20 protein-coding genes are annotated in these 21,189 nt (G+C 69.6%); 13 read left to right on the top strand and 7 right to left on the bottom strand.

Annotated features, from left to right (window positions below; all coding sequences use genetic code 11):
* Position 1: 1 nt before the first annotated feature.
* On the bottom strand, positions 2–631 hold the full coding sequence (locus ACFVVM_RS19165; protein WP_387619787.1) for an FMN reductase: 630 nt from the start codon (positions 629–631) through the stop codon (positions 2–4).
* Positions 628–1,731, bottom strand: a complete 1,104-nt coding sequence (locus ACFVVM_RS19160) for an LLM class flavin-dependent oxidoreductase (RefSeq protein ID WP_387620877.1) — start codon at positions 1,729–1,731, stop codon at positions 628–630. The genes ACFVVM_RS19165 and ACFVVM_RS19160 overlap by 4 nt, the downstream gene beginning before the upstream one ends.
* A gap of 198 nt (positions 1,732–1,929) precedes the next feature.
* Between ACFVVM_RS19160 and ACFVVM_RS19155 the strand changes: the two genes are divergently transcribed.
* The 10 genes from ACFVVM_RS19155 (at position 1,930) to ACFVVM_RS19110 (ending at position 13,218) form a co-directional block, all read left to right on the top strand.
* Positions 1,930–2,916, top strand: a complete 987-nt coding sequence (locus ACFVVM_RS19155) for a diiron oxygenase (protein WP_387619784.1) — start codon at positions 1,930–1,932, stop codon at positions 2,914–2,916.
* Positions 2,917–2,978: 62 nt separating this feature from the next.
* Entirely contained in the window at positions 2,979–3,269 is a 291-nt protein-coding gene (locus ACFVVM_RS19150) for a type II toxin-antitoxin system prevent-host-death family antitoxin (RefSeq protein ID WP_387619781.1), read from the top strand.
* Positions 3,266–3,643, top strand: coding sequence for a hypothetical protein (locus tag ACFVVM_RS19145; protein ID WP_387619778.1), 378 nt, complete (start codon positions 3,266–3,268; stop codon positions 3,641–3,643). Before ACFVVM_RS19150 ends, ACFVVM_RS19145 begins: the two co-directional genes overlap by 4 nt.
* 175 nt (positions 3,644–3,818) lie before the next feature.
* Complete coding sequence (locus ACFVVM_RS19140; RefSeq protein WP_387619775.1) at positions 3,819–4,451, top strand: hypothetical protein; 633 nt, start codon at positions 3,819–3,821, stop codon at positions 4,449–4,451.
* 117 nt (positions 4,452–4,568) lie between these two features.
* The gene (locus tag ACFVVM_RS19135) at positions 4,569–5,066 is read left to right on the top strand and encodes an ArsR/SmtB family transcription factor (RefSeq protein ID WP_387619773.1); all 498 of its coding nucleotides are present in this window, start codon (positions 4,569–4,571) and stop codon (positions 5,064–5,066) included.
* 106 nt (positions 5,067–5,172) lie between these two features.
* On the top strand, positions 5,173–6,792 hold the full coding sequence (locus tag ACFVVM_RS19130) for an acyl-CoA synthetase (protein WP_387619771.1): 1,620 nt from the start codon (positions 5,173–5,175) through the stop codon (positions 6,790–6,792).
* Between the two features lie 130 nt (positions 6,793–6,922).
* The gene (locus ACFVVM_RS19125) at positions 6,923–8,581 is read left to right on the top strand and encodes an acyl-CoA synthetase (protein WP_387619768.1); all 1,659 of its coding nucleotides are present in this window, start codon (positions 6,923–6,925) and stop codon (positions 8,579–8,581) included.
* 277 nt (positions 8,582–8,858) lie between these two features.
* On the top strand, positions 8,859–9,419 hold the full coding sequence (locus tag ACFVVM_RS19120; protein ID WP_387619765.1) for a hypothetical protein: 561 nt from the start codon (positions 8,859–8,861) through the stop codon (positions 9,417–9,419).
* A 561-nt stretch (positions 9,420–9,980) separates the two neighbouring features.
* A complete protein-coding gene (locus ACFVVM_RS19115) occupies positions 9,981–11,456 on the top strand; it encodes a PepSY-associated TM helix domain-containing protein (protein ID WP_387619762.1) in 1,476 nt (491 codons plus the stop codon).
* A 181-nt stretch (positions 11,457–11,637) separates the two neighbouring features.
* Entirely contained in the window at positions 11,638–13,218 is a 1,581-nt protein-coding gene (locus ACFVVM_RS19110) for an alkaline phosphatase D family protein (RefSeq protein ID WP_387619760.1), read from the top strand.
* A gap of 26 nt (positions 13,219–13,244) precedes the next feature.
* Here the strand turns inward: ACFVVM_RS19110 and ACFVVM_RS19105 are convergent, their stop codons facing one another.
* Positions 13,245–13,874 (bottom strand): TetR/AcrR family transcriptional regulator, encoded by a 630-nt coding sequence (locus ACFVVM_RS19105; protein ID WP_387619757.1) that lies wholly within the window; start codon positions 13,872–13,874, stop codon positions 13,245–13,247.
* A 65-nt stretch (positions 13,875–13,939) separates the two neighbouring features.
* On the opposite strand from ACFVVM_RS19105, the gene ACFVVM_RS19100 reads away from it, so the two are divergent.
* Positions 13,940–14,797 carry an alpha/beta fold hydrolase gene (locus ACFVVM_RS19100; RefSeq protein WP_387619755.1) on the top strand — a complete coding sequence of 286 codons (858 nt, stop codon included), beginning with the start codon at positions 13,940–13,942 and terminating at the stop codon, positions 14,795–14,797.
* A gap of 84 nt (positions 14,798–14,881) precedes the next feature.
* On the opposite strand, the gene galK is transcribed toward ACFVVM_RS19100, so the two are convergent.
* Positions 14,882–16,003: a galactokinase gene (galK, locus tag ACFVVM_RS19095; protein ID WP_387619752.1), complete on the bottom strand. Its 1,122-nt coding sequence runs from the start codon at positions 16,001–16,003 to the stop codon at positions 14,882–14,884.
* A 313-nt stretch (positions 16,004–16,316) separates the two neighbouring features.
* On the opposite strand from galK, the gene ACFVVM_RS19090 reads away from it, so the two are divergent.
* Positions 16,317–17,816, top strand: a complete 1,500-nt coding sequence (locus tag ACFVVM_RS19090) for a diguanylate cyclase (RefSeq protein WP_387619749.1) — start codon at positions 16,317–16,319, stop codon at positions 17,814–17,816.
* Positions 17,817–17,857: 41 nt separating this feature from the next.
* On the opposite strand, the gene ACFVVM_RS19085 is transcribed toward ACFVVM_RS19090, so the two are convergent.
* On the bottom strand, positions 17,858–18,622 hold the full coding sequence (locus tag ACFVVM_RS19085; protein WP_387619746.1) for a DUF6319 family protein: 765 nt from the start codon (positions 18,620–18,622) through the stop codon (positions 17,858–17,860).
* 144 nt (positions 18,623–18,766) lie between these two features.
* Complete coding sequence (locus tag ACFVVM_RS19080) at positions 18,767–19,942, bottom strand: alpha-hydroxy-acid oxidizing protein (RefSeq protein ID WP_387619743.1); 1,176 nt, start codon at positions 19,940–19,942, stop codon at positions 18,767–18,769.
* A gap of 122 nt (positions 19,943–20,064) precedes the next feature.
* On the opposite strand from ACFVVM_RS19080, the gene ACFVVM_RS19075 reads away from it, so the two are divergent.
* Positions 20,065–20,274, top strand: a complete 210-nt coding sequence (locus ACFVVM_RS19075; protein WP_071929647.1) for a hypothetical protein — start codon at positions 20,065–20,067, stop codon at positions 20,272–20,274.
* Positions 20,275–20,277: 3 nt separating this feature from the next.
* On the opposite strand, the gene ACFVVM_RS19070 is transcribed toward ACFVVM_RS19075, so the two are convergent.
* A complete protein-coding gene (locus ACFVVM_RS19070) occupies positions 20,278–21,096 on the bottom strand; it encodes an amino acid-binding protein (RefSeq protein ID WP_387619740.1) in 819 nt (272 codons plus the stop codon).
* Between the last annotated feature and the right edge of the window lie 93 nt (positions 21,097–21,189).

The raw sequence follows: 21,189 nt of genomic DNA, 5'->3' as shown, positions 1-21,189 counted from the left end.
CTCACTCTCTCGGCGCGGGGCCGGTTCGGTCGGGTCCGTTGAGCAACCGGGACATGGCATCGATGCCCTCGGCGAACACATCGCGGCGGTCACGCTGTCCACAGGAGGTGAGCAGGCGGACGTAGTCGGCGGCGGCCTTGTCGATGCGCGCGGCCAGCCCGCCCGACTCCCAGGCACCGAAATCGTCGGTGGCGGCGTAGACGCCGGTGGGTGAGATGATCGCGTGCAGGTACGAGAACATCGGGCGCATGGCGTGTTCGAGCACCAGCGAGTGCCGGTCGGTGCCGCCGGTGGCCGCGATGAGCACGGGCATGTCGGTCAGCGATTCCTCGGGCAGTACGTCGAAGAAGGATTTGAACAGTCCGCTGTAGGAGGCGTTGAAGGCGGGCGTCACGGCGATCAGCCCGTCGGCGCCCGCGACCGCGTCGAAGGCCGCCTCGAGTTCGGTGCTCGGGAACCCGGTGAGCATCGCGTCCATGATCGCGCGGCCGTGGCGGCGCAGGTCGACCACCGTCACCTCGACCGGCCGATCCCCCAGCGCCGCCTCGACACCCGCGGTGAGCCGGTCGGCCAGCAACCGGGTCGAGGAGGGTTCGCGCAGGCCGCCGCTGACCACGGCGAGCTTCGTCACGACTGTGCCTCCTCGGTCTCGGCTCGCTGCGCGGCCGCGGCGACCCGGGTGGCGTGGGTCGGTGCGTCGGGCACGTCGTCGGGTCTGCCGACCGCGAACTCCTTGCGCAACACCGGAATCACCTCTTCGCCGAGCAGGTCGAGCTGTTCGAGCACGGTCTTCAGCGGCAGCCCGGCATGGTCGACGAGGAACAGCTGACGCTGATAGTCGCCCACGTAGTCGCGGAAGCTCAGCGTCTTGTCGATCACCTCCTGCGGCGAACCGACCGTCAGCGGCGTCTGCGCGGTGAACTCCTCGAGCGAGGGTCCGTGCCCGTAGACCGGCGCGTTGTCGAAGTAGGGCCGGAACTCGGTGACCGCGTCCTGGCTGTTGGGCCGCAGGAACACCTGCCCGCCGAGGCCGACAACGGCCTGCTCCGCGGTGCCGTGCCCGTAGTGGGCGAAGCGCTGCCGATACAGCGCGACCATGCGTTCGGTGTGCGAGGACGGCCAGAAGATGTGATTGGCGAAGAAGCCGTCACCGTAGTAGGCGGCCAGCTCGGCGACCTCGGGAGTGCGGATGGCGGCGTGCCAGACGAACGGCGCGACATCGTCGAGCGGTCGCGGCGCCAGGGTGAAGCCCTGCAGGGGCGTGCGGTATTTGCCGCTCCAGTCCACGACCTCCGAATCCCACAGTGCCCGGAGCAATTCGTAGTTCTCCACGGTCAGTGAGACGGCCGCGCGGATGTCCTTGCCGAACCACGGGTAGACCGGGCCGGTGTTGCCGCGGCCGAGCATGATGTCGACCCGGCCCTCCGCGAGATGCTGCAGCACGCTGAAGTCCTCGGCGATCTTGACCGGGTCGTTGGTGGTGATCAGCGTGGTCGAGGTCGACAGGATCAGCCGCTCGGTGCGGCCCGCGAGGAAGCCGAGCAGGGTGGTCGGTGAGGAGGGGACGAACGGCGGATTGTGGTGCTCACCGGTGGCGAAGACATCGAGGCCCACCTCTTCGGCCTTCTGCGCGATCGCGACGGTCGCGGTGATCCGCTCGTGTTCGGTGGGCTCGCGGCCGGTGGTGGGATCGGGCGTGACATCGCCGACGGTGAAGATCCCGAACTGCATTCCGCTCATGCGCTGCCCCGCTCACTCAGAGCCGGTGAACCGGCTGACCGGTAGATCGTTCGGCGTGTCCCGCGACGACCCATCGTACGTCGGCGCAGGTCACTCGCGCAGCACGCGAGCCGGGACCGGCGTACAGTTGTCTGAGACCGCGAGTCTCATATAAAGTGCGACGCGCGCCACATGAAGGAGACATCGCCGATGCTGTCGACAGCCCCCAAGAACACCGCCACCGATCCCGAGTACCACGAGATCCTGCGCAGCCTGTCCGAAGGCTCGGTGAACCGGCACTTCGATCCCTACGTCGACATCGACTGGGACGCACCCGAATTCGCCGTCCACTCCGACGATCCGCGCTGGATCATGCCCGACGAGGACCCGCTCGGCCGTCACCCCTGGTACAAGGCCCAGCCGATCGACCGCCAGATCGCCATCGGCATGTGGCGTCAGGCCGGCATCGCCAAGGTGGGCCTTGACTTCGAGCAGCTGCTCATCCGCGGGTTGATGCAGTACCTCATCTCAGTGCCCAACGGTGACCCCGAATTCCGCTACATCACCCACGAGGCTGCCGAAGAGTGCAACCACACGATGATGTTCCAGGAGATGATCAACCGCATCGGCTACCGCGATGTGGTGGGCATGGGCACCATCGACCGCAAGCTGACGATGATCATCTGGCCCGCGGTGAAGTACTTCCCCGAGCTGTTCTTCACGATGATCCTCGGCGGCGAGGAGCCGATCGACCACCTGCAGAAGTCGTTGCTGCGCGGCGGGGTCGACCTGCATCCGATGGTGCAGCGGGTGATGCAGATCCACGTGGCCGAGGAGGCCCGCCACATCTCCTTCGCGCACGAGTACCTGCGCCGCAATGTGCCGGGGATGAACGTGGTCACCAAAACCGCGCTGTCGGTGCTGTTCCCGATCGCGATGCGGATCATGCTCGACATGATCATGACCCCGCCCAAGGAGTTCGTCGAGAAGTTCGACATCCCCGCCGAGGTCATGCGCGATGCCTACTGGCGCAGCCCGGAATCGCAGCTCACCATGCGCAACATCTTCGGTGACGTGCGCGCGCTGGCCACCAACAGCGGGATGATGAACCCGGTCGCCAAGCTCACCTGGCGCCTGCTCGGCATCGACGGTCCGGCCACCCGGTACCGCAGCGAACCGGCCCGCAAGGTCGCCTGATCGAGCCGCCCACTGTACACAGCGGTGTACAGTGGGCTATGGCCGATTATGAGACTGTGCCGTTGACCGAGTTACGGGGGCAGCTCGGCAGTGTTTTCGACAGTGTGTCCGCGAGCGGACGACCGGTGATCGTGACGCGGGAGGGGAAGGAGCTGGTCGCGGTGGTACCCGCCGAGGTCCTACGGCACGGGGCATTGCCCCCCGCCTACTTCAACGACGATCTGCGCGAGCAGATCCTCGGCGGTCTCGACGACCGCATCAAACAGCATTCCGAGGCCGAGATCGCCGACGCGGAAGCGAAACTGAGTGCACTGATGGCAGCGTTGAACGGCACCGGCGTGAGCCCACGGTGAGCGTCGCCGACCACACCGCCCTCACCTCACTGGCCCGCTCGCCGCTGTTCGGGCAGGTGATCATGCGCCAGTTCACCCAGCAGCGCCGGATCCTGGTCGTCCCGTCGGTGAGCCTGATGGCCGCCATGCGCGCGGTCGACAACGTCGACGAACTCGGCCGCCTGCTCGACAATCGCGTCGCCGTGCGCTGGGCCGAACTGGACGCGGCCACCGCCATCCGCATCGGCACCACCGTCGCCATGGTCGACGATCACACCGACTGGCCGCTCGTCGCGCCCGTCGTGTTCACCGCGCTGCACCTCGACATGCCGGTGCTCACCGCCAAACCCGAGCTCTATCGCGGCTACAAGGTGCAGATCGCACCCATGCCGTGAGTCGCGACCTCGACTTTTCCCAGGGCAGTAATTCCGTCGAATGTGATGTCCGTTACGGTGCGTTGGTGGCCGGGGAGCCCGCCGGGGGATGATCCGCGGCGGCCCGCGACCGACACGTTCAGCGAACGATTCACCCAGGGAAAGCTGTACCAGGAACACTCGAGGAGAGCTGGTTATGCATCATCTGAGTTTCACGCGTCGCTTCACCACCGTGGTCGCCGCCGCCTCGGCCGCGGTCGCCATCGTCTTCGCCGGCCCCGCGGTCGCGGATCCGGCGCCCGCCACCGTGGACGTGGCCGAGGCCGTCACCCAGCTGCGCACCTCCGTGGGCGACAACCCCGGTGCGCTGGCCGCGCTGGACAAGCTCGCCGCCGAGGGCACGGTCGACGTCGCCCTGCCCGCGCAGCCGTTCCAGATCCCCGCGACCTCCGACATCGGGCAGAGCGGTGGTGGTCCCGGCGTGTACGGCTCGGGCATCGCCCTCGACCTCGACGGCTTCCGCTTCGGCTTCTTCGGTGGCCCGGGCACCATCTCGCCGAATCAGGGCGAGGCCAGGCTCGAGGTCATCTGGCTGAACCTGTCGAACGGCCAGAGCGGCACCGCCCAGCTCACCGAGCACCAGGACATCCCGGTCGACACCACCATCCGCACCGGGGTGCTCAATCCCGGCGGCGGCCTGATCGTGGCCGCGGTGTACGGCCAGCTGTGGCACCGCTGGTCGGTGCCGGTCAGCGAGGCGCACCCGGACGGCTACGCCTACCAGCTCGCCACCATCCAGCAGCCGTCGTTCGGCGCTGTTCAGGGCTGATCCGCGACACCCACGCACCCCCGGCGCGAATGCTCGCGCGGGGGTGCGTGCCTGTGGCACAGGCGATCCGCACCGTTCGACCCGCTCACGACCGGGCGCGTGGCGTAGGTTGACCGCGTGGAACTGGTCGACCGAATCGAAGAGTTGGAACGGCGCGTGGCAGCGCTGGAGAGCGCGCGGCCCGAGGGCGAGAGCGCGGGACTGCCGTGGGCGGTGACCCGGCTGCGGCACGAGTTCGACGACGCCGGGGAGCGCAACGGCGGGGTTCTGCTGGCCGGCGCGCTGCAACTGCCGACCGGTGAGCGGGTCGACTGGCAGGCCCAGTACGCCACCGATGCCATCGTCGGCGACATCTGGACCATCGAGGCCGCCAACTGCCTGGCCGTGCTGGCCAATCCGGTGCGCCTGCGGCTGCTGCGCGAGATCGTCTACGGCCGTCGCACCGCGGCCGACCTCGCCGCCATCGAAGAACTGGGCACTTCGGCCGACATCTACCAGCATCTGCGCCAGCTCGCCGCCGTCGGCTGGCTGCAAACCGCAGGTCTGGGCCGTTTCGAGGTTCCGGAGGGCAGGCTCGTCCCGCTGCTGGCCGCGCTGGCCAGCGCACAACGCTGACACGGAAATTTGTCCGAATTGCCGGTTTAGAACACTGTGATGCAGGGCACATCAACTGCTACCGTAAGCATCGATACATCGATGCTGTGGAGGTAGACGAGTGAGCATGGCCCATCTTCTCGAAACCGTGAAAGGCCTCGGGGTCCTGCGCAAGCGCGGAGTCTCCGATCCCACCAAACCGCTCGAGACCCTGCGGACCATGAAGGAATCCAAGATCTACGGCCCGCAGGCCACCCTCGTCCGGCACTCCGCCCGCGTTGCCCCCGATCAGATCGCCCTGGCCGACGAGCGCGGCGAGCTGACCTACCGGGAACTCGACGAGCAGTCCACCGCGGTCGCCCGCGGCCTGCACGAGGCGGGCATCACCCAGGGCACCGTCGTCGCCGTGCTCGCGCGCGATCACCGCGGCCTGATCATGTCGATGATCGCGGCGGGCAAGCTGGGCGCGCGGATCGCGCTGATGAACACCGGCTTCGCCAAGCCGCAGTTCGCCGAGGTGTGCGAGCGCGAGAACGTGCGCGCCGTGCTGCACGACAGCGAGTTCCTCGACCTGCTCGACGCGCTGCCGCCCGAGCTGCCGCGCTACCTGACCTGGGTCGACGAGGGCACCACCCTGCCCGAGGGCGCGACCACCTTCGACGACCTCATCGCGGGCAACTCCGTCGAGCCGCTGCCCGCGCCGAGCAAGCCGGGCGGATTCATCATCCTCACCAGCGGCACCACCGGCCTGCCCAAGGGCGCGCCGCGCACCAAGGTGACCCCGCTGGCCACCGCCCAGTTCGTCGACCGGGTGCCGTTCCCCAAGAACGGCACGATGATGATCGTCTCGCCGATCTTCCACAGCACGGGCCTTGGCACCTGGCTGGTCGGCACGATCCTGTCGAACAAGATCGTCATGCGCCGCCGCTTCGACGCCGAGGCCACCCTGGCGGCCATCGCCGAGCACAAGGTCGAAATGCTGGTCTGCGTGCCGACCATGCTGCACCGGATGACCGAACTGCCCGCCGAGGTCCGCGCGAAGTACGACCTGTCCTCGCTGAAGGTCATCCTGTTCGCCGGGTCCGCGCTCACGCCCGAGCTGTGCGTCAAGGCCACCGAGGCCTTCGGCCCGGTGCTCTACAACCTCTACGGCTCGACCGAGGTCGCCATCGCGTCCATCGCCACCCCCGCCGAGCTGGCCGAGGCACCGGGCACGGTCGGGCGCTCGCCGATCACCTGCGAGGTCCGCCTCTACGACGACAACGACCAGCGGGTCGAGACGCCCGAGACCACGGGCCGGATCTTCGTACGCAGCGGCGCGCCCTTCGAGGGCTACACCGACGGCCGGAACAAGCAGATCATCGACGGCTACATGTCCAGCGGCGATCTGGGCCGGTTCACCGAGAGCGGCCTGCTCATGGTCGAGGGCCGCGACGACGACATGATCGTCTCCGGCGGCGAGAACGTCTTCCCGCAGGAGGTGGAGAACCTGCTCGTCGAGCGGCCCGACGTCTTCGACGTGGCGGTCATCGGCGTCGACGACGCGGAATTCGGCAAACGGCTGCGCGCGTTCGTGGTGCTGGAGGAGGGCCACAGCCCCGACCCGGCCGAACTGCAGGCCCACGTCAAGGCCAATCTGGCCCGGTTCAAGGTGCCCCGCGAGGTGGTCTTCCTCGACGAGCTGCCCCGCAATGCCACCGGCAAGATCTTGCGGCGCGTTCTCGTCGACTATGAGATCTCCCAGTGAACGTCACCTTCTGAGACGGACCCCACAGCGCGGCCGGATCGCTTGCTATTGTCAGCACCAGCACTGGATCTCGATGACGCGGTCCGGCCCCGCGTCTTCGGCCGGGATCGGTCTGCCGAAAGGCTGTTCGATGTCTCTGTCTCTGCCCGCGCTCGGTGGGACCGCTCGGCGCGCAGGTGATTTCGCGCTCGGCGTCAAGGTCATGTACGACCGCAAGCTGTTCAATCCGCTGCGCCTCGACCATGCCGCCCGCTCGTTCCGCAATGTCTCGCGATTCGGCCCGTTCGCCGGTGTCGTCATGCACGCCGCCCAGACCAGGCCGGACGCGGGCGCGATCGTCGACGAGCTCGGCGAGCTCACCTTCGGCGCGCTCGACGAGCAGTCCAACGCCTTCGCCCGCGGCCTGCGCGCGAACGGCATCGGCGAGGGCGACGTGATCGCCCTGCTCGCCCGCGACCATCGCGGCATGGTGCTGAGCATGCTCGCGGCGGGCAAGCTCGGCGCCCGCGCGGTGCTGATGAACACCGGTTTCGCCAAGCCGCAGTTCGCCGACGTGGCCGCGCGCGAGAAGGTCAAGGCGGTGCTGCACGACAGCGAGTTCCTCGACCTGATGAGCGCCATCCCCGCCGAGATCCCGCGCGTGCTCACCTGGGTCGACGAGGCGCACGGCGTGGATCCGGCCATCCCGACCGTGGCCTCGCTGTCGTCGGGGCGTTCGGTCACCCCGCTCAGCCCGCCGAGCAAGCCGGGCGGCATGGTCATCCTGACCAGCGGCACCACCGGCACGCCGAAGGGCGCCCCGCGCGACAAGGTGAGCCCGTTCGCCTCCGCGCAGTTCGTCGACCGGGTGCCGCTGCCCAACAACGGCACCATGATCATGGCCGCGCCGATCTTCCACGGCACCGGACTGTCGCAGTTCACCCTCGGGCTGGCGCTGGGCAACCGGGTGATCTTCCAGCAGCGGCGCTTCGATCCGGAGAAGACCCTCGCCAATGTCGTGAAGTACCGGGCGAATTCGCTGGTCGTGGTGCCGACGATGCTGCAGCGCATCCTGGATCTGGACGAGCAGATCCTGGCGAAGTACGACCCGCGCACGATCGATGTCATCTTCGCCGCGGGCTCGGCCATCGCCCCCGACGTGGTGACCCGCACGCTGGACTACTTCGGTGACAGCCTCTACAACCTCTACGGCTCCACCGAGTGCGCGGTGATGACAGTGGCGACCCCGGCCGACCTGCGCAAGGCGCCGACCACCGCGGGCAAGGCGCCGGTCGGCATCCGGATCGTGCTGCTCGACGAGAACCGCAAGCCGATCACGGCGCCGAACGTCACCGGAACCATCTTCGTGGACAACGGTTTCGCCTTCACCGGCTACACCGACGGCCGCACCAAGGAGATCGTCGACGGGATGATGTCGTCCGGCGATGTCGGCCACTTCGACGAAGACGGCCTGCTCTACATCGACGGCCGCGACGACGACATGATCGTCTCCGGCGGCGAGAACGTCTTCCCGCTCGAGGTCGAGAACCTCATCGCCGGCCGGGCCGACGTCTTCGAAGCCGCCGTGGTGGGCGTCGACGACAAGGACTACGGCAAGCGACTGCGCGCCATCGTCGTCCCCGGCCCCGACTCCGCACGCGACGCCAAGGAGATCAAGGACTTCGTCCGCGACAACCTGGCCCGCTACAAGGTCCCCCGCGAGGTCATCTTCCTCGACGAGCTGCCCCGCAACGCCACCGGCAAGCTGCTGCGCAAGCCACTGGTCGAGCTGGAGTTCGACGCCGACTGAGGCTCCGGTCGATCGGGTGTCGACGTCCTGACGCCGTGCCGGCCAGGCCGGCGTCCAGGTGCCGATGCCGTGCCGACCAGGCCGGTGTCCAGGAGCCACACCGTGCGTCCACACGCTGACACCGTGCCGACGAGGGCGGTGTCGGCCGTGCGGCCATCGCTGCACAGTCCACTCGGGTGCTGCCGCGTCGCGGGGGATCACTCGTGATGGTTCGGTCCGTTGGAATCGAGTTGAGCCGGACGTCTCCGTGGGCTGAGCGCCCGCTTATCATCAACGGGTGATCATCGAGTTCGCGCAGGCATCTGCGCCGTCGCGTGCGGTTGGCGCGCGGCTGCGTGGTGCCTGCGCGGGCGCGATGTCGGGGGCGTTGTCGCTGGCCGCCCACGGACTGGCCTCGGGTGGCGCGCTGCCGGGCAGTACCACCGTCGTCCTGTTGGCGGCGGCCTCGGCGGTCGTCGGGGCCTTGGTCGCCGGACTACCCGCGCTGCGCAGCGGTGCCGTCGGTCTGGCCGCGGTGCTGCTGGGTGGCCAGCTGCTCGGGCACACCACGATGAGCTGGTCCGGGCACGGCCACCACGGTGCCGACACCCTCGGACTCGGCATGCTCACCGCGCACACCGTCGCCGCGCTGCTCGCCGCGGTGGTGATCATCGGCGCCGAGACCGCCTACCGCATCGGCGGCGCCGCCCTGGCGCGCATCCTCCCGCTGCGCTACCGCACACCCCGCATCCCCGATCCGGCGCCACTGCGCCTGATCCACCGCGACCGCGTCATCCTGCGGATCTTCGCCACGCAGTCCCTGCGAACCCGCGCTCCGCCACTCGCGATTCCTTTCTGATCCCTCCCCCACCCGGTGCACACGGACATTTGTCCTGCGCTGTTCTCCCGCCGCAACCGGCGAACCCGACGGCCCGATCCGCTCCGCGCACCCGCGCTGATCGCCTCGACCGCGTGCTCGCCGAACCGTCACGCCACGACCAAGCCACCGCTTGCGACCGGACATGGCGCTACTGCCGAACCGTCTCGCCACAGCGGGACGGCTACACCACGGCCGAACCGTCGTCATGACACGACCGAGCCACCGCTCGCGACCGGACATGACGCTGCAGCCGAACGTTCTCGCCACAGCTGGACGGGCCACGTCACAGCCGAGCCGTCACGACGTCGTTGGACGGGTTGGGCCGCGGCTGAACGGTCACGCCATGGCCGGACGGTCACGGTGCGGCCGAAACCGTCGCGGTGCGGCCGAACTGTGCGGGCAGCGCCCGAATTGCTGCGTGGCGTGTTCATGTCGGCTCAGCGTCCCGCCGGCTTCGGCCGGTCGTGGCCTCGTAGTCGACGGCGCGTGCCAGCCGATCCGTGCGCATCGGGTATCCAGTACTCCAGAAAAGAATCACTGATGAGCATCACGGACACCCGTCCGGCCGAGGATCAGCCCACCTCGGCACCACCGGTTTCCGGTGGACGTCCACGCTCCGGCGCGCGCCGGGGTCTCCACCTTCATCCACTCGCCCTGCGCCTGCACTTCTACGCGGGTGTCTTCGTCGCCCCGTTCATCCTGATCGCCGCACTCACCGGCGCGCTCTACGCGATCGCGCCGACGATCGAGGGGTTCGTCTCCCGTGATCTGCTGCGGGTCGAGACCACCGGACCCGAGCAGTCGCTGGCCGCGCAGGTCGACGCCGCCGTCGCGACCCGGCCGGACCTGACGCTGGTCGCCGTCGCCCCCGCGCCGAACGACGGCGACACCACCCGCGTACTGTTCAACGATCCGGCCCTCGGCGCGTCCGAGCGGCTGTCGGTGTTCGTCGACCCGCAGACCGCTCAGCCGGTCGGCGAGTCGGTGGTCTACGGCAGTGGCGGCGCCCTGCCGCTGCGAGCCTGGCTCAGCGAATTCCATCGCAACCTGCACCTGGGCGAGCCCGGTCGCCTCTACAGCGAGCTGGCCGCGTCGTGGCTGTGGGTGATCGCGCTGTTCGGCCTGGTGCTGTGGGTGCACCGGGTGCGCAAGCGGCGCGCGCGGACGGCCGCGCAGTGGCTGCTCGCGCCCGATCTGTCCCAGCCGCGACGCCGGAAGCTGAACTGGCACGGCGCGATCGGGATCTGGATCCTGCCGGTGGTACTCCTGCTCTCGGCGACGGGGATGACCTGGTCGACCTACGCGGGCGAGAACGTCACGAAACTGCGCCAGGAACTGAGCTGGACCACCCCCGCGGTGAGCGCCACCCTGCCCGGTGCCGCGGCACCCGCGCCTGCCCCCGGCGGTGACCATCACGCCGCCGGACACACGGCACCGGCCCCGGTCGACCAGGGGGCCCGGATCGCCCAGCTCGATCGCGTCTACGCGGCGGCCAGGGCCGAGGGCGTCACCCAGGGCGCCGAGATCGCGGTCCCGGCGAAACCGGAACAGGCGTTCGTGGTCAAGGAGATCCGGCTGCCCGGCACCTACACCATCGACGCCGTCGCGGTCGACGGCGAGAACGCCACGATCACCGACCGACTCCCCTACGCCGACTGGCCGCTCATGGCCAAGCTCACCAACTGGGGCATCGCCTTCCACATGGGCCTGCTGTTCGGGCTGCCGAATCAGCTGCTGCTGCTGGCGATCATGGTCGGCCTGATCACCGTGCTGGTCCTCGGTTACCTGATGTGGTGGCAGCGTCGCCCGACCCGCAAGGCGACCCGGCTCGCGCTGGCCACCCCGCCGCGCCGCGGGGTCCTGCGCCGGACTTCGCCGTGGATCACCGTTCCCCTGGTCCTGGGGGCGATCGTGGTCGGCTGGTTCATCCCGCTGGTCGGCCTGAGCCTGCTGGGCTTCCTGATCATCGACGTGGCACTCGGCTTGGCCGCGCGCGCCCAGCCCTCGTCCCGCTGACCGGCAGGCCGCGTTCGACCAAGGTCTCGCGAGCCTGGTCGAACGCGGCCGAACCGACCAGGCCGCCGCTCGTGTCCTACTGCGCGCGGAACCCGCGCTCGCGGCCGCCACGCGCACCGAACCCTGAATTCGGACAGAATCGGAGGTGCACTCGGTCGGTCGTGGCGAAAGGATGTCGAGGATGACGCTCTCGCGTCGGGAACTCCTGCGCTACGGCGTGGCCGGATCGGTCGCGGCCGCGGTGGGCGTCTCGGCGGTGAGCAGCGCCCGGTTCGCCGCACCGCGACGGCTGGGCGATCCGTTCTCCCTCGGCGTCGCCTCCGGCGAACCCACCGCCGACGGGGTGGTGCTGTGGACGCGGCTCGCCCCCGACCCGCTCGCACCGGACGGCTACGGCGGAATGGCGATCGACCCCGTGACGGTGGACTACGAGGTCGCCGAGGACGAACGCTTCACCCGGGTCGTGTCCCGAGGTTCGGCCGTGGCCACCCGCGCGCTCGGGCACAGCGTGCATCCGGAGATCGGCGGGCTCGCACCGGATCGGTGGTACTACTACCGATTCCGCGCCGGCTCGGCGATCTCCCCGGTCGGCCGCACCCGCACCGCCCCGCCACCGGGGGCGCCGACCGACCGGATGCGCTTCGCCTTCGCCTCGTGCCAGTCGTGGGCCTCGGGCTACTACACCGCCTACGACCACCTCGCCGCCGAGGATCTCGACCTGGTGGTGCACCTGGGCGACTACATCTACGAGTCGTCCTGGATGCTCGGCCGCCGGGGCGCGACCGTGCCGCCGCAGCTCACCGACGAAGCGGTGAACCTGATCGGCTACCGGCTGCGCTACGCCCAGGCCAAGGTCGAGGCGCCGCTCCAGGCCGCGCACGCGGCGTTCCCGTGGCTGGTCACCTTCGACGATCACGAACTCGACAACAACTGGGCGGGCACCAATCCCGGCCTCGGCTTCGACGTGTACCGGCTGCCGCCGCTGTACCGGCGCCGCAAGGCCGCCGCCTTCCAGGCCATGTACGAACACCAGCCGATGCGGTTGGCCCAGCTGCCGGTCGGCCCCTCGGTGCGGATGCACCGCCGCTACGGCTTCGGCGATCTGGCCGAGTTCACCATGATCGACACCAGGCAGTACCGCACCGAGCAGGCCTGCGGCGACGGTTCCGCGGTGGTCGGTTGCGACGATCGTTTCGACCCCGACCGCACCATTCTCGGTGCGGCACAACGCGACTGGCTCGTCGACGGCTTCGCGGCCTCGACCGCGCGCTGGCAGGTGCTCGGCAACCAGGTCGCCATGGCGCAGTCCGACTACGATCCCGGCCCCGATCTGCTGCTGGGCACCGACGCCTGGGACGGCTACATCGCCGACCGCAACACGGTGCTCGGCGCGGCCACCGATCACGACGTCGCGAACCTGGTGGTGATCACCGGCGACCGGCACGAGAACTACGTCGCCGACCTGCGCCGCGACTACAGCGACCCCGAATCCCCCGTCGTCGCCACCGAATTCACCGGCACCTCGATCAGCACCGGTGGCGACGGCGCCGACATGTCCGACACCGGACGCATGCTGCTCGCCGCCAACCCGGACCTGAAGTTCTACAACCGCCAGCGCGGCTACGTCCGCGTCGAGCTGGATCATCAGCAGTGGCGCAACGACTTCCGCGTCGTCCCCTATGTCACCCGGGAGGGAGCCCCGATCTCCACCCGCGCGAGTTTCGTCGTCCAGGACGGCATTCCGGGCGCGCTGGAAGCGTAGTCGAGGCGTCGCCGGTCTCGGCCGAGTCATGGCTGCGAGGTCGAGGGCCGCGAGCCTTGGGTGCGGTCGAAGAGTCGGTCGAGGTAGTAATCGATGGCCGCCAGCGCGGCCTCGGGATCGATGACGTCGAACTCGAGCAGCGGGGTGAAGCCGGTGAGCGCGAGCAGGAGGTTCGTCTCGATCGCCGGGTCACGATCCGGGGGGAGGTGGCCGTCGGCGATCGCCTGCCTGATCAGGCGTTCGGTGAGCGCTCTGCCGTCGTGGAGTCCGAGGCGGGCCTGCTCGTGCAGCTCCGGGTCGTGCAGCGCCTCGAGGGTGTAGGCGGCGCTCATCCGGCTGGTGGCGCGGGCGTCCGGGTGCAGGGGCAGCATCTCCATGAGCGTCACTCGCAGCACGTCCCGGGGGTGCGCAGGTGAGCCGAGGCCGTCGAGGCCCTGGGTGACGCGCCGTGCGGTCTGTTCGGCGGCGAATTCCATCGCGAAGACGAGCATCGCTGTCCGGGAACGGAAATAGTGCTGGACCTGCCCCAGGGAGGCATCCGCCGCACGGGCGACCTCGCGCATCGTCGCGCGGGCCCAGCCCTGTTGTTCGACTACTCGCCACAGGGCGCGCGCGATGGTTTCGCGACGTTCGCGGTGGTCGACCTGTTTCGGCACCCGAACCCCTTCCATTCGTTTCCATACATCTGACATAATACAGCTGACTTGCAAAAGGAGACGCGATGAGCACATTCGCCACCCCTGAGCTGGCGGCAGCGTATTTCGGGACCTACGACGCGGTGCTGGCCCACTGGCCGGTACCGGTCGAGACGGTAGATCTTCCGGGCAGGTACGGAACGACGCGGGTCACCTCCGCAGGCCCGGCCGCGGCGCAGTCGCTGGTCCTGTTGCACGGATACGGCGGCACGTCCGGGATGTGGTACCCGGTCGTCGGCGCGCTGGCCGAGGAACATCGCGTGCGGGCCGTGGACATCATGGGCGAGCCGGGCCGCAGCCGGCATACCGGCGCGGCCTTGACCAGCATGGACGATCTCGTGGACTGGCTGGCGGAGACGTTCGATCTGCTCGGGCTACCCGCGGCCGACCTGTGCGGCCAGTCCCTGGGCGGTCACCTCGCGCTCCGGTTCACGCTCGCCCATCCCGAACGGGTGCGCCGGCTGGTCCTGCTCGACCCGCCCCTGGTCTTCGCCGGGTTCAGTCCCGAATTCGAGGAGCTGGGCCGAAACCGCGACCCGCACCCCACCTTCGAGGCCGCCCGCGCGCTGCTGGCACCGGGCGGCCCCGGCAGCGCACCGGCGCACGTGGAGGCCTACTTCGATCTGCTCGCGCACGGAGCCGCGCATTTCCCGGCCTCGCCGATCGTCTATCCGCACCTGCCGGATGAGCTGACCCAGCTGCCGGTCCCGACCTTCGTCGCACTGGCCGGGGCGAGCGAGGTGCACGATTCGGCGGTGGCCGCGGAGGCCGCGCAACGTGCCGGGGCCCATACGGTGGTTCTCCCCGGTGCCGGGCACGGTCTGCTGGCCGACGTCGAACCCGTCCGCGGCCTCGTCCTGGAACACCTCCGGCCGCACGACTAGGTTGTCCAGGCTCCGCTTCACAGACCAGCGCGCGGTGCGGCCGGTGCAGGACGCGCCCGCTGCTCGTTCGGACGGGGTGGCCAGTCAGACGAGCCGGTGTGCCCCGGTGGCCGGCTCGACGGCGAACACCCACGGTGCCGAGAGGCCGGACGCCGCGAACCGTTCCGCGAATCCTGCGATGACGCGCTCGGTAGCGTCATGGTCGATCAGGGAGATGACGCTGCCGCCGAATCCCCCGCCGACCATCCGCGCACCGTACGCGCCGACGTCCATGGCCGCGGCGACCGCGAGATCCAGTGCGGGCGTGGACACCTCGAAGTCGGCCTGTAGCGAGCGATGTGACGCGGTGAGCAGCGCACCGACAGCGCGCGGGTCCATGCCGGTGCGCAACTGCTCGACCATCGCGAGGACCCTGGCGTTCTCGGTGACCACGTGGGTGGCGCGGCGGCGCAGCAGGGGATCGGTCAGGCGCGTCAGGTCGACCTCGGTGGCATCGCGCAGCGCACGGACACCCAGCGCGGCCGCGGCTGCCTCGCACTGCGCTCTGCGTTCGGCATAGGCACCGTCGGCCAGGTCGTGGGGGTGGCCGGTGTCGGCGACCAGCAGCGTGAGCCCGGCGGCACCCAGGTCGAAGGGAATCTGTTCGGCCACAACAGCTTCGGGATCGGCGGCTGCGGTGAACGCGCGGACGTCGAGAAACAGGGCGTGGCCTGCGGTACACAGGATCGACGCCGACTGATCCAGCACGCCGGTGGGCACCCCGGCGAATTCGTTCTCCGCCGCCTTGGCGATCTCGATCAGCGCGCGCTCGGTGAGGGCGGGGGCGAACAGATCGCGCAGCGCCACGGTCACCGCGCAGCACAGCGCCGCCGAGGAGGACAGTCCGGCGCCGATCGGGACCGCACCGTCGATCGCCAGCGTCACCCCGGTGACCGGATGCCCACGGCAAACGAACTCGTGCACCACGCCGAGCGGGTACCGGGCCCAGCCGGGCACCCGGTCGCGCTGGGCCGCGAGATCATCGACGGCCACCTCGACGACCTCGCCCGGCCGCTGCGCCGAGGTCAACCGCACCGATCGGTCCGTGCGGGGCCCGGCCGCGCAGACGACGCCGAGCGACAGGGCGATGGGCAAGACGAACCCGTCGTTGTAGTCGGTGTGCTCACCGATGAGGTTGACCCGGCCCGGCGCGATCCACCTGTCCACCAGCACTCCCCTTCCGCTCGTCCGGCGGCGGCGATCCGCCCCGCGTCACCCACCGAACACCGCGCCGCGCTGATGTCTGGCACCGGGTGCCGAATCGGTATCTCCGAATGCGCCACAACGCGTCGACAGCACGGTGGCGAACGTGTCATGATCGACTGAGTTGTAAAGGTTTTGAGCGTCGGCACTTGTCGGCTGGGATTCTGCTCGGACAACAACACTCGGTGCTCCTCGGCCGACAAAAATCCACGAGCGAACTCACCGGCCTCCGTTCGATCGGCGCTCGTCGCGTGCGCAGCAGGATCGAGGGGGGCTGATGATCATCAGCGAGACACGCCACGGCAGTTGGCGACGGTGGGCGCTGCCGCTCGCCGCGGCGGGGGCCGTGCCGGTCGCGGCATTACCGAACGCCCGCACGCTGTCGTTGCTGTTGCTCGTGGTGATCGTCGCGGGCAGCCTGGCGATGATCGGGTTCGGCCTGCACCGCCACCGGCCCGCGTATCGGCTGCCCTGGCACCTGCTCGCCGCCTCGGTGCCGCTGTTCGCCGTCGGCGCCGCGCTGCGGGAGACCGGCCTGCATCAGAGCTGGCATCCGGTCGACGATCTGAGCACCCTCGCCGCCTACCTCTGTCTGGGCTGGGCCGCCGTGGGCTGGCTGCAACCGCGGCGCGTGGCCGGCGCCCGCGATCTGTGGCTGGACTCCACGTTGATCGGACTCAGCGCGCTGCTCGCCTCGTGGACCTTCCTCATCTCACCGATCCTGCGGCACGGCAGCGGGTTCGACACCGTGCTGGCGGCGAGCTATCCGGTGATCCACGCGCTGCTGCTCACCGTGCTCGCGCATTCCCTGGCGACCACGGTCGGTTCGCGGACCTCCCTGCGGCTGGTGCAGGCCGCGTTGATCGCCGTACTTCTCGGCGGGCTGCTCGAAAGCCTGACCGCGGCGGGCACACTCACCATCGGTGGTGAGTTCGCGCTGGTCCCCTACCAGTGGGCGTATCTGCTGGCCGGGCTCGCCGCGCTGCACCCGTCCATGGGCACACTGCCCGATACCGGCGATGTCCATCCGCATCGGTCACGGCGGCGCGCAGGCGTGATCGCGGTCGCGCTGGTGGCGGCCTCGCTGGTGAGCGTCATCGGCGCCGACCTCGGCTCCGGCGACCGTGTGGTGATCTGCCTGCTGCTGACGCTGTTGCTGGTGGGGGTGCTCGTGCGCAGTGAGCGCGCCATCGCCCGCAGTGTCCGCAGCGAACGCCGCGCCCAATACCAGGCCGACCACGACCTGCTCACCGGCCTGCTCAACCGGGCCGCCCTGCTGCGCGCACCACACCGCTACCGCGGCCAGTGGGCCGGAAAGCCGCTGTGCCTGCTGTTCATCGACCTCGACGGTTTCAAGATGGTCAACGACAGCTACGGCCACGCGGTCGGCGACGAACTCATCGCCCATGCCGCCGCCCGCATTCGCCGCACCACCGGCCGCACCGACGTCACCGCTCGCTACGGCGGTGACGAGTTCGTGGTCCTCGGCGCACGCACCCGCGCCGAGGCCGCCATCCTCGCCCAGCACCTGCTCGGCGCCTTCGTCCGGCCCTTCGACCTCAGCTGCGGGGAGATCCCGATCACCGCGAGCATCGGGATCTCCTGCGTGAGCACCCGCCCCACCGAGACGACCATCTACGACCTGCTGCGCGCCGCCGACGCCGCCATGTATCACGCCAAGGAATACCGGCTCGGCCTGACCTTCCACGACGACCTACGAAAAACATTGCGCCGCAATATCGTTCACACCACGAAACACACGAGCAAGGCCGTTTAGCGGGGCAGGCGCCGTGGCGTTCGCGGCCCCGCCCCGATCACTCAGTCACCGAGTTCGGCCAGGAGTTTTTTTGCCGCCTCCAGCTCGGCCTGCAACTGGGCGACCTTGGCCTGCTGGGCACCGCGCACGGCCTCCAGCACGCCGTCGACCACCTCGGCCACCTCCGGGTGCAGGATCTTCGCGGCCTGGGCGACCGCGGCACTGCTCACCGCCATCCCCTTCACACTGCGCTTCTTGCCGTTGACCACATCGACGGTCCACTCCCCGTCGGCGGTGCCGGTGAGGGTGACGGTCACCTCGGGCGCCTTGGTCTTGCGCGCGGCAGGCGTTTTCGCCGGACGCGGGGCGGCCGGCGCCGGCTTGGCCGCGGCCTCCTCGGGCACGGGGGCGAGCGACCGTGGCGCGGGCGACGTGGACGCGGCGCTCGGCAGGGTCGACGGCTGGGTCACAGTGGTGTCCTTTCGGTTGCTCGGCTCGGGGACGCTCGCGGGGCGGGTCCGGGCGGACCCGCCCGGCGCGACAGTGGTCCCGCGGGCCGGTTTGGTCAGCGTCACCTCGCTCGGGCCGAACGAGAGCACATCCTTGGAACCGGTGGGCCGCACCTGCAGGAAATCGCCGTCGGCCGGGTTACCGAGCGCGACGACCTTGCCCGACTTGCCCTCGGCGACACCGACAGCGGCGGCGGTGAACCACACCATCGGCGGTTTGCCCTCGGCCAGCTCACCGGCGATGCGCGCGAGTTCGGCCTCGGACAGGACCGGTGGGGCGGTTCGGCGGGATGCGGATTTGGTGCTCGGCGAGGACATCGTGGACTCCGGGAGGTTGGTGCGTGGCGTGCTTTCAGCGTGGTGTGCCCACGATGATGCCTCGAGCCACCGACAGGTTCCGCCCGAGGCCGCCGTCCCGGCCCGAAAACCCCTCCCGATCCAGGTTTCCGGGCCGTCCGCGGATCAGCCGCGCGAGGCGTTGCCGCGCGTGCTCGGCCGGATGTTCTCGCGGACCGCAGCCACATCGGGATAGCCGTTGACCGCCATCAGCAGATCGGCTTCGGCGGCGTAGCTGCGCAGCACGTGCACCAGACCGCGCACCCCGCCCAGTGCGAGGCCGTACACATACGGCCTGCCGAGCCCGACCATGCTCGCGCCGAGCCCGAGCGCCTTGACCACGTCGGAACCCGAGCGCACACCGGAGTCGAACAGCACCGGCACCCGGTCGTCACAGGCGGCGACGACGGCGGGCAGCGTCTCCAGGGCACTGAGCCCGCCGTTGGCCTGGCGGCCACCGTGATTGGAGCAGTAGATGCCGTCGGCGCCCAGATCGATGGCCCGGCGCGCGTCCTCGGGATGCGAGATGCCCTTGAGGATCAGCGGCAGATCGGTGAGCGAGCGGAGCCAGCCCAGATCGTCCCAGGTCAGCGAGTTGCCGAAGGTGGAGATCCAGTGCAGGACAATCAGCTTGGGATCGTCGGAGCCGACCATCGCCTGGAACACCGGATCGCTGGTGTAGTTCTTCAGCACGTGCCCGCGCAGCTGCGGGAAGTTGCCGCTGGCCAGGTCGCGCGGGCGCCAGCCGGGCACCCAGGTGTCGAGGGTGACGGTGATGCCCGCGTAGCCCGCCGCCTCGGCGCGGTGCACCAGGCTCTCGGCGAGTTCGCGGTTCTTCGGGGTGTAGAGCTGGAAGAACGACGGCGTGTCACCGGCGTGCGGGCGCACGTCCTCGAGCGGGTCCTCCATCAGGGTCGAGTAGATCGCGGGCACACCGGTTTCCGCCGAGGCCTTGGCCACCGCGATGTCACCGTGGCCGTTCTCGCCGACCAGACCGATCACCCCGACCGGGGCGAGGAACAGCGGGCTGGCGAAGGTGTGGCCGAAGGCGGTGACCGTGAGATCGCGTTCGGTCGCGCCGACCAGCATGCGCGGGACCAGTCCCCAGTCGGCGAAGGCCTCGGCATTGCGCCGCTGGGTGAGCTCGTCACCGGCGCCACCGGCGATGTAGTTCAGCAGTGGATCCGGCAGCGCGGCGGTTGCTTTGCGCTCCAGCGTGGCGTAATCCATCGGGAATTCGGGCTGGATCCCCCCGAGCGCGGCAAGGTAGATCTCGTTCTGATAGTCGGCGAACTGACTCATCACAGAACTTTCGCATGCGAGCCCTGGTCCACGGACCGGAGGGGGGATGTAAGGTGCGTCATACTCGAAAATAGGCAGCAGCGTACCCAGCAGCGCGTTCCGAGATTGTGAGTGCCCCTGTCGTGACCGTCGTCGAACACTCGGCCGCACCCGCCGACCCGGACGTCCTCCTCGCCCAGCGCATCAAGTGCGACGCCATCCGCCGGCTCACTCGCCTTGCCTTGGGCCTGTCGCAGGACTCGATGGATCTGCTCACCTCCGTCACCGACCGGCTGCGCGCCGCCGAGGGTGCCCTGCGCGATCCGCTCACCGCCGATCTCGGCTTCGACTGAGTCTCACCGCCGTCGCGCCGTCATCGCCGCCAGGTCGGCGAGCCGGTGCGCGCGGGCGATCTCGGCCGGGGTGAACGGTTCGTCCGGTCGCACGAAACCCCAGTGCCGCTCGTCGCGCTCGAGTTCGAGCACGGTCCCCTCCCCGGGATCGAGCGCCGCGGGCGTGCCGGGCGCCAGGTAGCGGGCGCCGAGCAGTTCGGCTACGGCCAAGGGCAATTCGTCCGGATCGCCGACGATGCGCGCGGCGATGGCCAGTGCTTTGGTCTGCCCGTCGATCAGCGAGAGCACGGTGGCCGGCCACACCCGCACCCCGGAACCACCCGCCTGCACCACCGCCGAGGTGATGCTGTGCGCGGAGATCCCGGCGGGCGCGGACACCACCAGTTCATCGAGCACCGCGTCCTCGAGTTGATGTACGTGCACGGTGAGGATGTTGGCCTCCCGGTGGGCCAGCTGGGCGGCCAGCGTCTCGAGTGTGCCGGGCCGGTCGGCCAGGCGTACCCGGATCCGCCACAGTGTGGGCGCGGCGTCGATGCGGTCGCGGTGGCGCAGCTCCGGGCCGTGCAGCCAGCCGCCGAGCATCCGCATCGCCGAGGGCTCGACCACCCAGATCACCAGGATCGTGGTGGTGACCGTCAGGACCGCGACGGTCAGCAGATACGGCGGATGCAGATGGATCACCAGCGCGTGCAGCGCCAGTTCCACCGGGAACACCGCCGCCAGCTTGGCCAGGGCCAGCCGGGTTCGCCGGGGGTGCGGCAGCCGCCCGCACACCTCGCAGGCCAGCGCCTTGACACGGGGTCGCACTGCGAATCGCCACATGCGGGTCAGCCTCACCGGCGTGCGTGTCGATCACCGAAGAGGTGCGTAACAGCGGCGTGACGGCTGCCGCGAAAGCCGTTGACCTGCAGTGTC

Source organism: Nocardia sp. NPDC058176 (assembly GCF_042883805.1).
Classification (GTDB): Bacteria; Actinomycetota; Actinomycetes; order Mycobacteriales; family Mycobacteriaceae; genus Nocardia.
The sequence above is the reverse complement of the archived record's forward strand: the minus strand, read 5'-3'. Positions and strand labels throughout refer to the sequence as shown.

Bases quoted from the DNA above. Each gene is read 5' to 3' on its own strand.
- ACFVVM_RS19160 (WP_387620877.1), bottom strand. From the start codon at position 1,731: ATGCAGTTCGGGATCTTCACCGTCGGCGATGTCACGCCCGATCCCACC.
- ACFVVM_RS19155 (WP_387619784.1), top strand. From the start codon at position 1,930: ATGCTGTCGACAGCCCCCAAGAACACCGCCACCGATCCCGAGTACCAC.
- ACFVVM_RS19140 (WP_387619775.1), top strand. From the start codon at position 3,819: ATGCATCATCTGAGTTTCACGCGTCGCTTCACCACCGTGGTCGCCGCC.
- ACFVVM_RS19130 (WP_387619771.1), top strand. From the start codon at position 5,173: ATGGCCCATCTTCTCGAAACCGTGAAAGGCCTCGGGGTCCTGCGCAAG.
- ACFVVM_RS19125 (WP_387619768.1), top strand. From the start codon at position 6,923: ATGTCTCTGTCTCTGCCCGCGCTCGGTGGGACCGCTCGGCGCGCAGGT.
- ACFVVM_RS19115 (WP_387619762.1), top strand. From the start codon at position 9,981: ATGAGCATCACGGACACCCGTCCGGCCGAGGATCAGCCCACCTCGGCA.
- ACFVVM_RS19110 (WP_387619760.1), top strand. From the start codon at position 11,638: ATGACGCTCTCGCGTCGGGAACTCCTGCGCTACGGCGTGGCCGGATCG.
- ACFVVM_RS19100 (WP_387619755.1), top strand. From the start codon at position 13,940: ATGAGCACATTCGCCACCCCTGAGCTGGCGGCAGCGTATTTCGGGACC.
- ACFVVM_RS19090 (WP_387619749.1), top strand. From the start codon at position 16,317: ATGATCATCAGCGAGACACGCCACGGCAGTTGGCGACGGTGGGCGCTG.
- ACFVVM_RS19085 (WP_387619746.1), bottom strand. From the start codon at position 18,622: ATGTCCTCGCCGAGCACCAAATCCGCATCCCGCCGAACCGCCCCACCG.
- ACFVVM_RS19080 (WP_387619743.1), bottom strand. From the start codon at position 19,942: ATGAGTCAGTTCGCCGACTATCAGAACGAGATCTACCTTGCCGCGCTC.
- ACFVVM_RS19070 (WP_387619740.1), bottom strand. From the start codon at position 21,096: ATGTGGCGATTCGCAGTGCGACCCCGTGTCAAGGCGCTGGCCTGCGAG.